The 14,852-nt window shown below is 39.8% G+C and carries 16 protein-coding genes, 3 pseudogenes and 1 riboswitch; of the genes and pseudogenes, 12 read left to right on the top strand and 7 right to left on the bottom strand.

From position 1 onward, the window contains the following. A pseudogene (locus AC1DVK_RS20260) lies at positions 1 to 575 on the bottom strand (transposase); the annotation flags it as partial. 301 nt (positions 576 to 876) lie between these two features. Next, positions 877 to 1,068 carry a hypothetical protein gene (locus AC1DVK_RS20255; protein WP_410860862.1) on the bottom strand — a complete coding sequence of 64 codons (192 nt, stop codon included), beginning with the start codon at positions 1,066 to 1,068 and terminating at the stop codon, positions 877 to 879. 99 nt (positions 1,069 to 1,167) lie between these two features. On the opposite strand from AC1DVK_RS20255, the gene AC1DVK_RS20250 reads away from it, so the two are divergent. Beyond that, on the top strand, positions 1,168 to 1,329 hold the full coding sequence (locus AC1DVK_RS20250; RefSeq protein WP_377382885.1) for a hypothetical protein: 162 nt from the start codon (positions 1,168 to 1,170) through the stop codon (positions 1,327 to 1,329). Between the two features lie 115 nt (positions 1,330 to 1,444). Here AC1DVK_RS20250 and AC1DVK_RS20245 read toward each other — a convergent pair whose 3' ends face one another. Continuing rightward, a complete protein-coding gene (locus AC1DVK_RS20245) occupies positions 1,445 to 1,579 on the bottom strand; it encodes a YuzL family protein (RefSeq protein ID WP_089363323.1) in 135 nt (44 codons plus the stop codon). A 98-nt stretch (positions 1,580 to 1,677) separates the two neighbouring features. On the opposite strand from AC1DVK_RS20245, the gene AC1DVK_RS20240 reads away from it, so the two are divergent. Further along, the gene (locus AC1DVK_RS20240) at positions 1,678 to 1,929 is read left to right on the top strand and encodes a YkuS family protein (protein ID WP_061463471.1); all 252 of its coding nucleotides are present in this window, start codon (positions 1,678 to 1,680) and stop codon (positions 1,927 to 1,929) included. A gap of 46 nt (positions 1,930 to 1,975) precedes the next feature. On the opposite strand, the gene AC1DVK_RS20235 is transcribed toward AC1DVK_RS20240, so the two are convergent. Continuing rightward, positions 1,976 to 2,431, bottom strand: a complete 456-nt coding sequence (locus AC1DVK_RS20235) for an OsmC family protein (protein WP_410860860.1) — start codon at positions 2,429 to 2,431, stop codon at positions 1,976 to 1,978. Between the two features lie 294 nt (positions 2,432 to 2,725). Between AC1DVK_RS20235 and AC1DVK_RS20230 the strand changes: the two genes are divergently transcribed. Genes AC1DVK_RS20230 through AC1DVK_RS20220 form a run of 3 tightly spaced genes read left to right on the top strand, consistent with a single transcriptional unit; the run spans position 2,726 to position 5,052 of the window. Then, the gene (locus tag AC1DVK_RS20230) at positions 2,726 to 3,487 is read left to right on the top strand and encodes an SDR family oxidoreductase (protein WP_318686903.1); all 762 of its coding nucleotides are present in this window, start codon (positions 2,726 to 2,728) and stop codon (positions 3,485 to 3,487) included. Between the two features lie 28 nt (positions 3,488 to 3,515). After that, positions 3,516 to 4,007 (top strand): hypothetical protein, encoded by a 492-nt coding sequence (locus AC1DVK_RS20225; RefSeq protein ID WP_089363326.1) that lies wholly within the window; start codon positions 3,516 to 3,518, stop codon positions 4,005 to 4,007. Continuing rightward, positions 4,000 to 5,052 (top strand): alpha/beta fold hydrolase, encoded by a 1,053-nt coding sequence (locus tag AC1DVK_RS20220; RefSeq protein WP_477627248.1) that lies wholly within the window; start codon positions 4,000 to 4,002, stop codon positions 5,050 to 5,052. Before AC1DVK_RS20225 ends, AC1DVK_RS20220 begins: the two co-directional genes overlap by 8 nt. Before the next feature lie 189 nt (positions 5,053 to 5,241). Here AC1DVK_RS20220 and AC1DVK_RS20215 read toward each other — a convergent pair. Beyond that, a pseudogene (locus tag AC1DVK_RS20215) lies at positions 5,242 to 5,831 on the bottom strand (nitroreductase family protein). Positions 5,832 to 6,068: 237 nt separating this feature from the next. Here AC1DVK_RS20215 and AC1DVK_RS20210 point away from each other — a divergent pair. The 6 genes from AC1DVK_RS20210 (at position 6,069) to mmuM (ending at position 11,946) form a co-directional block, all read left to right on the top strand. Next, entirely contained in the window at positions 6,069 to 7,046 is a 978-nt protein-coding gene (locus AC1DVK_RS20210) for a ring-cleaving dioxygenase (RefSeq protein ID WP_477627247.1), read from the top strand. Positions 7,047 to 7,070: 24 nt separating this feature from the next. Beyond that, positions 7,071 to 8,018, top strand: coding sequence for a ring-cleaving dioxygenase (locus AC1DVK_RS20205; RefSeq protein WP_477627246.1), 948 nt, complete (start codon positions 7,071 to 7,073; stop codon positions 8,016 to 8,018). Next, positions 8,018 to 8,626 carry an alpha/beta hydrolase gene (locus tag AC1DVK_RS20200; RefSeq protein WP_061463465.1) on the top strand — a complete coding sequence of 203 codons (609 nt, stop codon included), beginning with the start codon at positions 8,018 to 8,020 and terminating at the stop codon, positions 8,624 to 8,626. Before AC1DVK_RS20205 ends, AC1DVK_RS20200 begins: the two co-directional genes overlap by 1 nt. Before the next feature lie 18 nt (positions 8,627 to 8,644). Beyond that, positions 8,645 to 9,253 (top strand): flavin reductase family protein, encoded by a 609-nt coding sequence (locus tag AC1DVK_RS20195; RefSeq protein WP_477627245.1) that lies wholly within the window; start codon positions 8,645 to 8,647, stop codon positions 9,251 to 9,253. A 161-nt stretch (positions 9,254 to 9,414) separates the two neighbouring features. Continuing rightward, positions 9,415 to 9,517: riboswitch (SAM riboswitch) on the top strand. An 82-nt stretch (positions 9,518 to 9,599) separates the two neighbouring features. Further along, positions 9,600 to 10,994 (top strand): S-methylmethionine permease, encoded by a 1,395-nt coding sequence (mmuP, locus tag AC1DVK_RS20190; protein WP_089363331.1) that lies wholly within the window; start codon positions 9,600 to 9,602, stop codon positions 10,992 to 10,994. Then, positions 10,984 to 11,946 (top strand): homocysteine S-methyltransferase, encoded by a 963-nt coding sequence (gene mmuM / locus AC1DVK_RS20185; RefSeq protein ID WP_081108819.1) that lies wholly within the window; start codon positions 10,984 to 10,986, stop codon positions 11,944 to 11,946. Before mmuP ends, mmuM begins: the two co-directional genes overlap by 11 nt. A 172-nt stretch (positions 11,947 to 12,118) precedes the next feature. Here the strand turns inward: mmuM and AC1DVK_RS20180 are convergent, their stop codons facing one another. Both AC1DVK_RS20180 and AC1DVK_RS20175 read right to left on the bottom strand, forming a co-directional pair. Further along, positions 12,119 to 12,613, bottom strand: coding sequence for a DinB family protein (locus AC1DVK_RS20180; protein ID WP_477627244.1), 495 nt, complete (start codon positions 12,611 to 12,613; stop codon positions 12,119 to 12,121). 150 nt (positions 12,614 to 12,763) lie between these two features. Beyond that, a pseudogene (locus AC1DVK_RS20175) lies at positions 12,764 to 13,798 on the bottom strand (IS1595 family transposase). 558 nt (positions 13,799 to 14,356) lie between these two features. Between AC1DVK_RS20175 and AC1DVK_RS20170 the strand changes: the two are divergent. Then, positions 14,357 to 14,524, top strand: a complete 168-nt coding sequence (locus tag AC1DVK_RS20170; protein ID WP_162878727.1) for a hypothetical protein — start codon at positions 14,357 to 14,359, stop codon at positions 14,522 to 14,524. Positions 14,525 to 14,852 lie beyond the last annotated feature (328 nt).

The raw sequence follows: 14,852 nt of genomic DNA, 5'->3' as shown, positions 1-14,852 counted from the left end.
TGGAAAAGGCTTCTTTCCATGGTTTTCACGATCTTGATTGATTTCTTCTTGAAGACGCCCTTGATACGCTCGTGTTTCTTTACGAACGATTTTCTTTTCAAATTTCCGTTTATTCGCACTGGCTTTCACATGTGTGGAATCCACGAAAACGTGTTCAGCACTTATTAACTTTTTATTAGCAGCTGTCATTAAAATGCGATAGAAAATCTGTTCAAACAGGTCTGTATCTTTAAAGCGTCGCTCATAATTTTTCCCAAACGTGGAGTAGGAGGTACTTTATCATGGAAACCATAGCCTAAGAACCAACGGTAAGCCATATTAGTTTCAACTTCTTCAATCGTTTTACGCATGGAACGAATACCGAAGGTGTATTGAATGAATGTTAGTTTAACTAAAATAACTGGATCAATACTTGGGCGTCCTACCTCTGAATACATCTCTTTCACCAAGTCATAAATGAAAGTGAAGTCAATGGCAGCCTCCATTTTACGAACCAAATGGTTCGGTGGCACCAGTTGATCTAACGTAATCATTTCAAGTTGATCTCGCTGAATAGAATCATGTTTAGAAAGCATCCTCATCACCTCAAGTTTTAATACTTCTATTTTAAAAMAAAAGCGACTCAGGGCAAAASTGTTTATCTAAAAGATAAGACAAAGTTGATTGGARCGGGTGTACGAGACTCCTGCTTAGAAAAGCGCGTCTAGGGGAGACACCAAAGGCGAAAGCCGAGGAGGCTCCCCGACCGCCCGCGGAAAGCGAGTGCCTGGAGTGGAAATCAACGGCCAAATTGTACAACTCATAAAAAAATAGACAAACTCGATTTTCATCGAGTTTGTCTACAGTCTGAAACCGGCTTATTAAGCCGGTTTTGTTTTATTCCTCAAAAAAATCAGCAAATCCATCACTGTTGATTCTATCGGAATAGGGGTTCTCATCATTTACATTCTTTGCATCCAAATTTGTTTCGATGACTAAACGGGGACTCTGTGATGGCTCCCTGATGATACGGTCGTTCAGCTCTTTAAAATCCGGTGCATTCTTATTGCCGGGTTTGTTTGGTTCCAATAAAACCACCTCCATTAGTATCTTTGCAATAAATGATGTGGTGTATTCATGAATATTCTTTGGTTTGGGAAAGATAAAAGGAATGAGGAGGAGATCATGATGACCAAATGGAACGAACAAGCCGCTCCCAATAATAATTTAAAGGCAAGTGATTTTAACCAGGATGAAGCAGAAAAAGCAAAAGTGGGTTCAAAAACCATTGATGGGGATCAATTGAATGATTTAAAAATCCAACGGGAAATCAGGAAACAAAATATATAAGAAAAGAGCTTCCTGGGTGCGGTACAATTAACATGGATTATGCAGGGAAAAACGCTTGGCGGTTAAACCAAGCGTTTTTTGTCCAAAATGAATTCCATGATGGGATTCATTTTGATCATGAACGCTTTTGCTTTTTAAGTGAAGATGGTTGAGTGAAGGACCCGGTTTCTTTTGTAGTGGTACCTTGCCCCTCAACCTGAGAAGAACCTAAACGGGTTTGTGATGCATCTTTCTTGTGTTTTCCATTCATGTTTATCACCTCGATATTACTTTCCCTATTTCCTTTGCATCCTATACATATATTGAAGGTGAAAAGGACAGGTTAGAAAGAAGAGGAGGTGTGTGTTGATGTCAAAAATCGGTGTTGAAGAATCATTAACGAATATTCAGGAAGCACTTCGTGAAAAAGGTTTTGATGTTGTGGAGATTAAACAAGAAGCTGACGCAAAAAACGTGGATTGTTGTGTGGTAACAGGATTGGATACTAATGTGATGGGAATTAGTGATACTTCATTAAAAGCGTCTATCATTGAGGCAAATGGTTTATCGGCTGATGAAGTGTGCCGCGAGGTTGAAAATAAAGTGAACGCAATTCAATAGTTCAAAAAGTGCCTAACCTTTACCGGTTTAGGCACTTTTTTCCTGTTTAAGGATGTTGTGCAATGGAAATTGCCGCGTTCAATTCCACAGCTACATTACCTTTGATCGCTCTTGAAATCATACAAGAAGCTTCAGCTTTTTCAGCAAGCTTCCTCGCCTTTTCAGCCGCTTTTTCAGATGTATCCGGTGCTAATACAAGTGTAGGGCGATGAATGATCTTCTTGTAGGTGAATACACCATTCGTAACATCCACTATGGCTTCCGATTGCATGGTCAAGCTGGCCTTTTTTATATGGGCTCGCTCTAACATGGCAGCAAAGGTAATGATATAGCAGGTCGAGGCCGCTCCAAGCAGCATTTCATCGGGATTTGTGCCGATCCCTGGCCCCTCCATTTCCATAGGGATACTTATCTGTGTTTGAAGATTCCCTGATTGAATCATGCCGATATCATTTCTGCCGCCGGGCCATTCTGCGGTTAAATGAAAGTGATGTATAGTCATTTTAAAACCTCCTTACTATTCTCTAGTGTAAACGATTAAATAGGTCAAGTATTCGATTTTGCTCAATCGGCCGAATAAAGTGCCCGTTCGGTCTAATTATCACCGATTGGGACATAAAAACCTGCCGAATAATCTAAAGGAATCGGCCCATTAAAAGCTTGGTAAAACAAAAGGCAGAGGCATTAGGCTATTTTAAGCACAATATTGGATAGGCTTTTCTATAATGATATAGATAGTTCTATATAAATAATAATTCATTACGGAAGGGCTGAAAAGTTGACTACATTGAGCAATATGTTCGATTTGACTAATAAGACGGCAATCATTACCGGAGGAGGAAGAGGATTGGGCAAACAGATTGCTATGGCTTTGGGGGAGGCTGGCGCTAATATAGCCATTGCTTCACGAAATCTTCCTGTATGTAAGGAAGTATGTGAACACTTGCAATCAATGGGTGTTAATGCCATTGCCTTTGAATGTGATATAACGAATGAGAGTGACATTGATCTTGTGGTACAGGAAACGGTTGCTCAATTCGGTACGATTGATATTCTCGTCAATAATAGCGGCACGTCCTGGTCAGGTCCATTTGTGGATCTTCCCAAGGATAAGTGGGAAAAAGTATTGAATGTAAATGTTACAGGTACATTCTTGTTTTCACAGGCTGTAGCGAAGGTTATGATACAGCAAAATTCCGGAAAAATCATTAATATCGCATCCGTGACAGGTCTTGGCGGTACGTTTCCTGAGGTATTGGATACCATAGCTTATAACACCAGTAAGGGTGCCGTCATTACAATGACTAAAGATTTAGGAGTTAAACTTGCAAGATACGGCATCCAGGTCAATGCGATAGCACCTGGATTTTTCCCGACCAAAATCACAAAGGGAATTCTTGAGAAATCCAATTATGACATATTAGGTAATACTCCGGCTCGCAGGTTTGGCAATGAAGATGATTTAAAGGGAGCCGCCGTATTTTTAGCCTCACAGGCTTCTGACTATATGGTTGGTCATGTTTTGATCGTTGACGGGGGAACATCGGCATTAGCATAAATGGAGGAGAAAGGAAGGAAAGATATATATGGCTAAGGAATCAAATTTTTATAAAGGGCTTAAACTACTAGGAGTACAAAAAGAGCAAGAGCTGAATCACAAATTTCAAAATCTGCTGAATAACCGGGAATTAATTGAAACAGTAAGCGACAATGCACAATTGCAGATTCCAAAAATAAATAGGATGCAGGAAGCCTCAGAAAGAATGTCCATCATCATGAATTACCCAACAAAAAAAGATGTAGCGAGTCTTGCAAAATTAGTCATCCAGCTCGAAGAAAAAATTGATAGGTTAGAAGAGTTACTTATGGATAGGGACGGGAATGTCAGAGGGAATTCTTCATTTCGTAATAAACGGAATGCTTATTCATCGCGTAAAAAGTTAAAGAAATCAGGATGGGAATCCAATGAAATAGAAGGGAGTAAAAAAAGGTTAGCGGATTTTATGAATGAGTCCTTATTATTAAGTGCCCAGTTGCCTAAATTCGATTCATTTGGACAGGGGAATTCAAATGTCTAAACGGAAAGTGCAGAAACATCAGTCCGAACCCATATCTAAATGGAAGCATTTTTTGGATATTCCCAATCAGCCTATGCCTGAAGTGGGTCTGACGTCGAAAAAAGAGGTGTGGAAAAAAAACAAATCAACGCTCTGGTATTATCCGTCGGCACAAAAAAAATATGATGTGCCGGTTTTTCTTATATATTCACTAATCAATACTCCATTGATTCTTGATTTGTCCCCAGGGAATAGTTTAATAGAATCTTTTGTAAATGAAGGTTTTGATGTATATTTGCTTGATTTCGGAAGCCCGGGTTTTGAAGATGGCGAGATATCGATCGAAGATTATATCGTCGATTATATTCAAAAAGGAGTGCAGCGTGCATTACGTCACTCTGGAGCATCAGAAATTACAGTTATGGGGTTTTGTCTCGGCGGTACGTTAGCAGCGATATATGCTGCCATTGCCGACGAGCCGATCAAGAATTTGATCCTCTCCGTTACACCGGTAGATTTCAGCGCCTCAGAATTTTTTGATCAATGGCAGGAAGCATTAAAAGAAGGGACCGTGGATTTTGACGAGACGATTGATATTTATCAAACGATCCCAGCAAGTGCAGTTAAATATGGAATCCGTTTAATTACATCTCCTATATATATATCACCCTATTTATCTTTATTGAATAAAGCGGATGATGCTGAATACGTTCAAAATTGGCGCCGTTTCAACGCGTGGACCAATGGGCATGTGCCATTATCAGGAGCAGCTGCAAAACAAATAACGAAGGATCTTTTGATGAAAAATCGCTTGGTTAATGGTGGTTTTAAGGTTAGGGGGAAAAAGGCGAAGCTTTCGAAAATTGATGCTAGTGTTTTGGTCACAGCAAATAAGTATGATCGTTTGGTCCCTCAGGAGATGATTTATCCGGTAATGGAGCATCTAACATGTAAGGATAAGACATACAGACTACTGAAAAGTGGACATGCATCCAAACAATATTCAGGTAAACTCCCATATTATTTGAAGGAATGGCTACCGGGGCGTTCTTCACCAATTAAATAAGTTACTGGGGGAAGTGAAATGTACGTATTGAACGACAGTGAAGATATTAAAATCATGCCGGTTTTGGCGTATATAGGCTTTGCATCACTGATATTTTCAAAATTCTTTGCAACATTACCGGATTATTAAAGTGATAAATGAAAGGGCTGGCTCGGCAAATAGAGCTAGCCCTTTATTGTATTATCGATACTATTTTACCCGTTCTTCAAGAGGTGAGAATTTCTTTATCCCCAGGTTCTGCAGTGGTTTTTCCAAAGGACATATGTGCGATGAGTTTCCATTCCCGAGGAATATCCCATGCCTTCTTCACTTCTTCATCGATTAAGGGATTATAATGCTGAAGGCTTGCACAGAACCCCTCGATTTCCAATGAAGTCCATACGCAAATTGTAAAATGCGAGATGATTGGTTCGACCAAATCGGAAAGTTATCGGCATACGTTTTGAATTGTTCTTGAAGCCCATCAATAATGGCCTGGTCTTAAAAGAATAAAACCATACCATAACCATTTTTAAATGACTTCTTTTTTTCTACCGTTTTTCCAAAATCTTTGTCCCCGGCGGTTTTTCGTAATGTTTCTCTCGTGATATCCCAAAATTGGTCATGGCTTTGATCACTTAAAACAATCACTCTTGCACTTTGGGAGTCGAAAGCGGAAGGGGAATATTGAACGGCATGATCGATAACTTCTTTAATCCTTTATCAGATACAACACTTACCTTGCTAAGGGAATAATAAGAGCGCCTATCTTCAATTGCGCATAAAAAATCTGTAGCCATATTACACCTCCATTAATTATACCGTTTGACCTGGTTTTAATATTTTATTATAAGTGAATGCGGGTGAAATATTTAAATGAAAGAAAGGTTGACAAATAAATCACTATCATTTATCTTTAAATCAAGATATTTTTATTAAAAGTAATTTACCTCTAGTTGAATATCTCGAATTCGAGATATTATTTTCGGATAATTCATCTCCGTAAGGGGAGATTTATAAAGATTGGAGTGGTACAGATGGAATTAAAAGGATTACATCATGTTTCAGCGATTACAGCTAAAGCGGGAAACAACTTTGAATTCTATACGAGAGTGTTAGGGATGCGATTAATCAAAAAAACGGTGAATCAAGATGATGTTCGTGTGTATCACTTATTTTATGGAGATCAAATTGGGTCACCGGGTACAGAACTGACGTTTTTTGAAATTCCCAATGCTGCCCGCACTCACGAAGGAAACAATAGCATTTCAGAAATTTCTTTAAGGGTTAGGGATGATAGAGCACTTGAATATTGGAAAAAACGGTTTGTAGAATGCAATGTTGAGCATGATGAAATATCGACCCGTTTTAAAAGAAAGGTGCTTTCTTTTAAAGATCCTGAGGGGCAAAGGCTTCTTCTGGTTTCCGATCAGGGTAGTAACGGAATTCAAGCAGGTGTACCATGGGATGGAAGCCCGGTACCGCAAGAGTTTTCCATCATTGGATTAGGACCAGTAAAACTCACTGTACCCAATATTGACCAGACACAAAGCGTACTAACGGAGGTGTTGGGATTCCGGAAATCAGGAACATACCCATCTTCTTTAAGGGGGCAAAATCCGATTGTCGTTTACGAGACAGGTGAGGGTGGAACAGGAGCGGAAATCCATATCGAAGAGAGGAAGGACATCCCTCGAGAACGATTGGGGAGGGGCGGAGTGCACCATGTTGCCTTTCGGGTGGATAATGAAGGGGAACTGAGAAAATGGATGGAAAAAATTAGTGAATCGAATTTTGTGAACTCGGGTTATGTAGACCGCTTTTATTTTCGTTCCCTCTATTTCAGGGAGCCGAATGGCATCTTATTTGAACTAGCGACAGATGGGCCTGGTTTTACTGTGGATGAAGCAGAGCAGCACCTAGGTGAAAACCTTGCCTTACCACCTTTTTTAGAATCGAAAAGACAGGATATTGAATCGAATTTAAAACCGCTGAATACAAAATCAACAAATTAATCACCGGGAAAGGAAGTAATCAGCATGCAAAAGAAAACCGCGGGAATACATCATATAACAGCAATTGTAGGCAATCCTCAAGAGAATGTGGATTTTTATGCTGGGGTATTGGGAATGCGCATGGTCAAGAAAACCGTCAATTTTGATGACCCAGGAACCTATCATTTATATTTTGGGGATGAATCAGGTTCACCAGGGACCATCATCACTTTCTTTCCTTGGCCTGCGGCATACCAAGGGAAAATTGGCTCTGGACAAGTGGGGATTACAACATATGCGGTTCCGGAAGGTTCAATGGATTTCTGGGAAATGCGGTTGAACAGGTTTAATATAGTATTCGAGAAAGTTTCACGTTTTGGAGAGGAATATCTAGAATTTCAAGATCCCCATGGTTTGCAACTTGAACTGGTTGAGCGTAAAGAAGGGAAAAATAGCGAGTGGTCATTCGGTGGTGTACCAGCTTCCAAGGCGGTCAAGGGATTCGGCGGTGCCGTATTATTGACGTCAAAACCGATCAAAACGATGGAACTATTAGAGAAAGTGATGGGCCTGCAAAAAATGGGGGAAGAGGGCGATTACATCCGCTTCAAATCCACATCGGACATCGGAAATTTGATAGATGTTAAAAAAACGGTTTTGCCAAATGGGAACATCGGAGTGGGAACTGTCCATCATCTTGCATGGCGTGCAATCGATAATGAAGATCATAAAGAATGGAGGGAGCATATCGCCAACCATGGCTATGGTGTGACACCCTTTACAGACCGTCAATACTTCGATGCCATTTATTTCAAGGAAGATGGAGGTATACTTTTTGAAGTTGCCACAGATCCACCTGGCTTCGCTCATGATGAAACGAAGGAAACGATGGGTAGTAAATTAATGCTCCCGCCATGGCTGGAAGAAAAAAGGGGAATCATGGAGAAAACGTTACTGCCGGCAGTGCCGAGAGTACTTGAGGAGGATAAATGATGAAGCATATTTTTCAAAAAGGAAGTAATCCAGAAGCGCCATTGCTTTTGCTTTTACATGGCACTGGAGGAACGGAAACAGATCTCTTGCCATTAGCGGAAATGGTTTCACCGGGATCATCCGTATTGAGCGTACGGGGAAATGTACTTGAAAACGGAATGCCCCGTTTTTTCCGCCGGTTATCCGAAGGGGTTTTTGATGAAGAAGATTTGATCTTTCGTACGAAGGAGCTTTATGACTTCTTGGAATCAGCGTCCAAAAAATATGACTTCGACCGTGAAAGAGTGGTAGCATTAGGTTATTCCAATGGTGCAAATATAGCGGCAAGTTTGCTGTTCCATTTCGAAGGGGCATTACAAGGGGCGATTCTTCATCATCCCATGGTGCCTAGACGAGGGATTGCTTTGCCGTCCCTTTCGGATATACCTGTATTTATTGCTGCAGGTAAAAACGATCCGATTTGCCCGGCAGCAGAAACTGATGAACTTAATCAACTTTTACTGCAAGCTGGTGCTACAGTTGATGTTCAATGGGAAAATTACGGTCATCAGTTAACACGTTCAGAGGTTGAGGCAGCGGGTTCATGGTTTCAAAAGAACTTTTTATAAGAATGAGAGGGAATGAAGATGATTTCTGTTAATCCTGAAAGTCTTACTGAACGGGATAATTATAAGTTTTTGACTGGAAGCATTATACCGAGACCTATAGCCTTGGTTACGACACAATCCGAAACCGGTACAATCAATATAGCGCCGTTCAGCTTTTTTAACATAGTCAGTTCAAATCCTCCAATGATTTCCATTTCTGTTCAACGGAAAGAAGGAGCTTCAAAGGACACGGCTCGAAATGCAATTCAAACAGGTGAATTCGTTGTTCATATCACTGATGAGAATAATGTAGCTGATGCAAATCGAACGGCGAAGGAACTCCCATCTGACGAAAGTGAATTGGGTCTTACTAATTTCACGCCGGCTGTCAGTGATAAGGTATCCGTACCAGGATTGCAAGAAGCAAAGGTACGCTTTGAGTGCATATTAGAGCATGCGATACCATTGGCAGGTTCCCAGAATAAACCCGGTTGTGATTTATTGATAGGGAAAATAGTCTGCTATCATATAGAGCAAGATATTTACCATAATGGCCGAATTGATCAGAATGGGCTAAAACCTGTCGCAAGATTAGCGGGTCATACCTATACAAAACTAGGAGAATTATTTGAATTGGAACGTCCTTAAGAATTGTGGCGACACCTTTAAAAAGATGTCGACTTTTTTTTTTCTATCTTCCGTTATCTCCAAGTCTTGAGCGACTTGCCCGCAAAAAAGCAAGTCTTTACAATCCAAAACAAATACTTGACAATTTTTTCATAGATTGATAAAGTAATAAAAAAATAAATTTCTTATCCAGAGAGGTGGAGGGACTGGCCCTATGAAACCTCAGCAACAGGTCTGCTACGACACTGTGCTAATTCCAGGGGGTGAAACCCTGATAGATGAGACCCTACGTTTTTATTTGTCAGTAACGCACTCTTATTAGAGTGCGTTTTCGTTTTTTCTGGATGCAGGATGAAGGGGAGTATCAATGGAGAACAAAAGGAAGCATGAATTTCAACGGGAAATGAAAGCACGGCATTTAATCATGCTATCGCTTGGGGGGGTGATTGGAACTGGTTTATTCTTAAGTACGGGTTATACGATTCAACAGGCTGGCCCGTTTGGCACTATCCTTTCGTATCTGATAGGGGCACTAGTGGTTTATCTGGTCATGCTATGTTTAGGTGAACTGGCAGTACATATGCCCGAGACAGGTGCGTTTCATAGCTATGCAGCCAAATACATTGGACCTGGGACAGGGTATACAGTAGCCTGGTTGTATTGGCTAACCTGGACTGTTGCACTAGGTTCGGAATTCACGGCCGCTGGATTGTTGATGCAGAGATGGTATCCATCAATCAATGTCTGGATTTGGAGTGCTCTATTTGCCATTTTGGTTTTTGTATTAAATGCGCTGACTGTCAAGTTTTTCGCTGAATCTGAATTTTGGTTTGCGTCAATAAAGGTAATTGCGATCGTGATATTTATTATTTTGGGAGTTGCTGCAATGGTAGGTTTTATACCGATGACTAACTCTCAATCAGCACCGCTATTTTCCAATTTTATAAGTGCAGGGTTATTTCCTAATGGTGCTTTTGCCATTATCATGACGATGCTTGCAGTGAATTTTGCATTTTCTGGAACTGAATTAATCGGAATTGCAGCTGGAGAAACTGTGAATCCAGAAAAAACGATACCAAAGGCAATTCGTCTGACATTGTGGAGATTGATTATCTTTTTTGTAGGAACCATCGTTGTATTATCCGCATTATTGCCTATTTCGGATGCAGGCGTATTAGAAAGCCCCTTTGTGGCCGTTCTTGAACGAATTGGAGTGCCTTATGCAGCGGATATTATGAACTTTGTTATTTTAACTGCCATTTTGTCTGCTGCAAACTCAGGTCTATATGCCTCTTCCAGAATGCTTTGGTCACTTGCAGATAAGAAAACCATATCACCAATATTCGCAATATTAACAAAACGAGGTGTTCCGATATATGCAGTCATTTTCAGTATGTTGGGCGGTGGTTTAGCCCTGTTCTCTAGTGTTATTGCACCGGATACTGTATATATAGTGCTTGTGTCCATTTCGGGTCTGGCCGTGGTTGTAGTTTGGATGAGTATTAGCGCTTCACAGTTCCTATTTCGGAGACGATTTATAAAAGAAGGAAATTCAGTAAATGACTTGGCTTATCGTACACCATTATATCCGCTTGTACCAATCATTTCTTTCATGCTTTGTCTTGCTTCTTGTATAGGAATTGCATTTGATCCTACACAACGGATTGCGCTTTATTGCGGTATTCCATTTATTTTGTTTTGCTATGGAAGTTATTATGTAACACAAACTTCAAAGAAAAGAGGCGTAGATCTTGAAGAATAAAATTAACCCAATTGACGCTATTTTACGAGAACATTCAGTCATGATTCTGGACGGAGCTTTAGCTACAGAGCTTGAGCGGTATGGTTGTGATTTGGACGATCCGCTGTGGTCTGCCCGTGTATTACTTGAAAATCCAGAGGTGATTTATCGGGTTCACACTGACTATTTCCGTGCAGGAGCGGACTGTGCGATAACTGCAAGCTACCAAGCTACTGTTGAAGGTTTCTCCCTGCGTGGAATACAAGAAAAAGAGGCCCTGAAGTTAATTCAGAAAACGGTGTTTCTCGCAAGAAGAGCGAGAGATGATTTTTGGAAGGAAGAGACGCAAACGAATAGACCTAAGCCATTGGTTTCTGCATCAGTAGGACCCTATGGGGCTTACCTCGCTGATGGTTCAGAATATGTAGGAAACTATGGTGTTTCAGATGAAACTTTAGCAGAATTTCATCGAATAAGAATATCAGCTTTGATTGAAGCAGGTGCTGACCTTTTAGCATTTGAAACGATTCCATCCCTGCAAGAAGCAAAAGTATTGAATTCATTATTGAAAGATTATCCAGAAGTATATGCTTGGCTATCCTTTTCCTTGAAAAATGAGAAAGCAATAAGTGACGGTACATTGCTGGAGGATTGTGCAAAGTTCTTTGAGGACAGTGAGCAAATTGCTGCGATCGGTATTAACTGTGCACCAGTATCAGTTGTCACGGACGCCATCAAGGTGTTAAGTGCGAACACAAAAAAACCAATTATAGTTTATCCGAATTCTGGTGAAACCTATGATCCACAAACTAAAACATGGCATGGTCAAGAATCATGTAACACGCTCGAACAAAAATCTGAAGAATGGCACCATGCTGGGGCACGTTTAATCGGAGGATGCTGCAGAACGGCACCTCATCATATTGAAGAGATTTCAAGAAAGTGGCGACCTTCCGAAGTGGTATCCTCATAGCTTTATTCCTATATCAACTGTTTTTAATAATCATTATATAAAAAACAGGGCTTTGTTAAGTGGTATTGTTGTTTTCAGCTATAAAATATGGGAACGTCCGATTTGGACGTTCTCGTTCTTATTCCATTAAAGCCCACTATAATGGAATAACTGTAAAGCTAATGAAGCTTTTTTAAAAGCTGCGTTTCCCTGCCCAAGCTCCTTGCATTTTACTGAGGAATACAATTTGCCCAATATGATATGCGTCGTGCATTGCTAAACTCTTCAGTTCAAGCACTAATGAATTATCTTCTCCTGGAATCTGTCTATACAAATCTTCATGTTCTGATTTTGCTAGTGTTTTTCCAAGTTCACGATGAACATAAAAGTATTCTTGTTTTGTTTCCTTCCAATTTTCTAACGTCTCAGTTGGTAATCGAAATGTAGATTCATTATTTTCTGCCTGTGGTTCATTCGCTTTTTCACCAAGAAATCGCATCAGAAATCTCTTTTCATAGAAAAGTAAATGACAAACTAATTCCCAAATGGAATTCATTGCCCGATTAGCTGGTTTCCAAATTGCCTGTTCAAAAGTGATATCCTCTAGCACTTTTTCTAGTGGTGGAAACCAGTCTTCTTCATCTAAGCAGCTTGCCCATTGTTGTAACAAAAGTGTCTTTACATCCATTTTCTATTCCCTCCAATTTAATCCCTTTAATAGATATTCCCTTTGGTCAAAATTCATTTGCGGCGTGTTGTAGATAGCTCACTAATTAAGGTGTCATGCCAATTCCTTGTTCAATTAAACTGGCCCTTTAACGGAACAATGAACATTCTGTCATTCGGAAAATTCTGGTAACGTCAGTTTATCATAAGTTGTGTTAACTGAGAAAGAACAACTGTCTAAAAACCATTTTGGTTATCGTAAAGTTATCTTTTAGATGTTTGATGGTGTCTAAGAATTGGAACCAGCTCAAATAATGATCTAGATATTTAGTCGCTACACCATTAAAACGCTCCATCCAGCTCTTTAAACGGCTGTGATAACTATTTACATTCTGGATGTGATAAATCCCTTTAACTCGCTCCCAACCATTTGCTTTTATAGCGATTGACGCTCAATTCCTTTTTCTTTGGCATAAGTCATAAACGCCCGCCAAGCATCCGTACATAGAACATTTTGTATTGATAGCCCTTGGAACCTAACGCTTCGTCCAAACTTTTTTTATAATACGCCCTTTTCCTATTGTTTTGGAAAACGTTCTCTTTTGGCGGTCTCTGGCTATAAGAACGCATACTTGGTCCTTACTTATTCCTCTAAACTCCGAACTACCACCGCGTAAATTTGGTTTTCCAACTTGGATATTCCGTTTTCCTTTCTCGGAATAGAGGAAATAGGTTTCATTCTTTTCTACTATGCCTTCGAAAAGTTCAAAATCCATCTGTTTCAATGCAGTTAGAATTTTATGCCTCCAATAAAAAGCGTCACATAATGAGCAACAATGGGTTTAGCTGATTTCCGAAGGGAATACCCTTCAATCATACATTCGATGAACTGAAGCAATTTACTAGGCATATGAGTTCTGTGAAGAGGAGTGTTAGTCATATCGTGAATGTTTCACCGCACTCTTTGCAACGGTATCTTTGACGAATCAATGGTATTGATTGTAGTTTTTACCTGATATTTACCGAAGCGAATGACATTAGTGGATTGACAATGGGTGCAGGTGTAGCCGTCTTTGTGTTTCTGTTCTGATACATCAGTGAATACAGACTCTGTTTCTCCCGCACTCCCTGTGAAGAACTCCTTCAATTGCTGCTGGTCTCTTTGGCTTAGATTTCTGATTAGGTTAATTATGTCCGCTACCGCCATTAAAACTCACTCGCTCTCAGTAATTTTAGTTCGTTATAGAATGAATGTTCGTMTGAATCAAATAACAACATTATTCTTTAACAAAGCCAAAAACAAAAAGAACAGGAAGCGTCTTTATCAGGCGGTACCTGTTCTTTTTGGTCTCTTTATTCAGGTTCAGTAATATGTAAAGAGACCGGGACCAGCCGCCTTGCTTATTTTTGTCTAGTCCCTTTAAAAAAAGGCGTGTAAGATCGGGATATAAATGATCGCTAAGATATGCTGTTCGGGTCCTGACCGGGTTTGCTGTGAGTTTACGATGGGAGCCGTTCTCGACAAATATTGATGGCCCAGTCGTCAACTCACTGACACTGGGGCTTACTTGATTTTRCAGCCATGTTTTGGATTCACATGTTCATTTTAAGTCGAAATGCTTTGTGACAACGTTGAAAAACATCCTTTATGTAAGTCGGCCCAGCATGAGCAGTTATTAACGAAAAAGTAAAAAGTGAAATTAAATCATATTTTTTTTTTGCTTGGGAAAACTAAACAAACAAGAATAGGAAGGAGAGAATGAGTATGAGTCGTGGTAAAAATTTTAATCATAAAGAAAAAGGTCACCCTGGAAATTTACCTAATAATAGAATAAGCGAAGAGAAGGAACACAGCCGACAGTATGAACAGATTGAGGATATTGTCACACATGAAGCTTTTAAGAATCGGGAAAAAGAAGACGAGATGCCTTAAACAGGGAAGCAGAATGTAGGTGGGGACATTATTAAAAGTGAGATTAAGCAACTTCCGATGCCGTTAAAAATTCACTTTTAAAGATTTCATTGCTATGTTATGGGGGAAACCATGAGCTTTGCTATGGTTTTTTCTTTCATTGCAAATAAATAAAAAGGAAAAGCCGGAGTATTAAACCGATATTTCTTATGCTTATATGTCTTTCCGTTCCATTTTATATCGATATGAAATTATTATTAAAAACGTATATATTTTGAATCGGACCAAAATTCCCTTGATATTATTTGAAGTAAGAAAATTGGGAATAGGATAAAAATGGTGGATGATC

The organism is Peribacillus sp. P4_B1, assembly GCF_056402395.1.
Note: the sequence above shows the minus strand (reverse complement) of the source record. Positions and strands in the feature narration are given on the sequence as shown.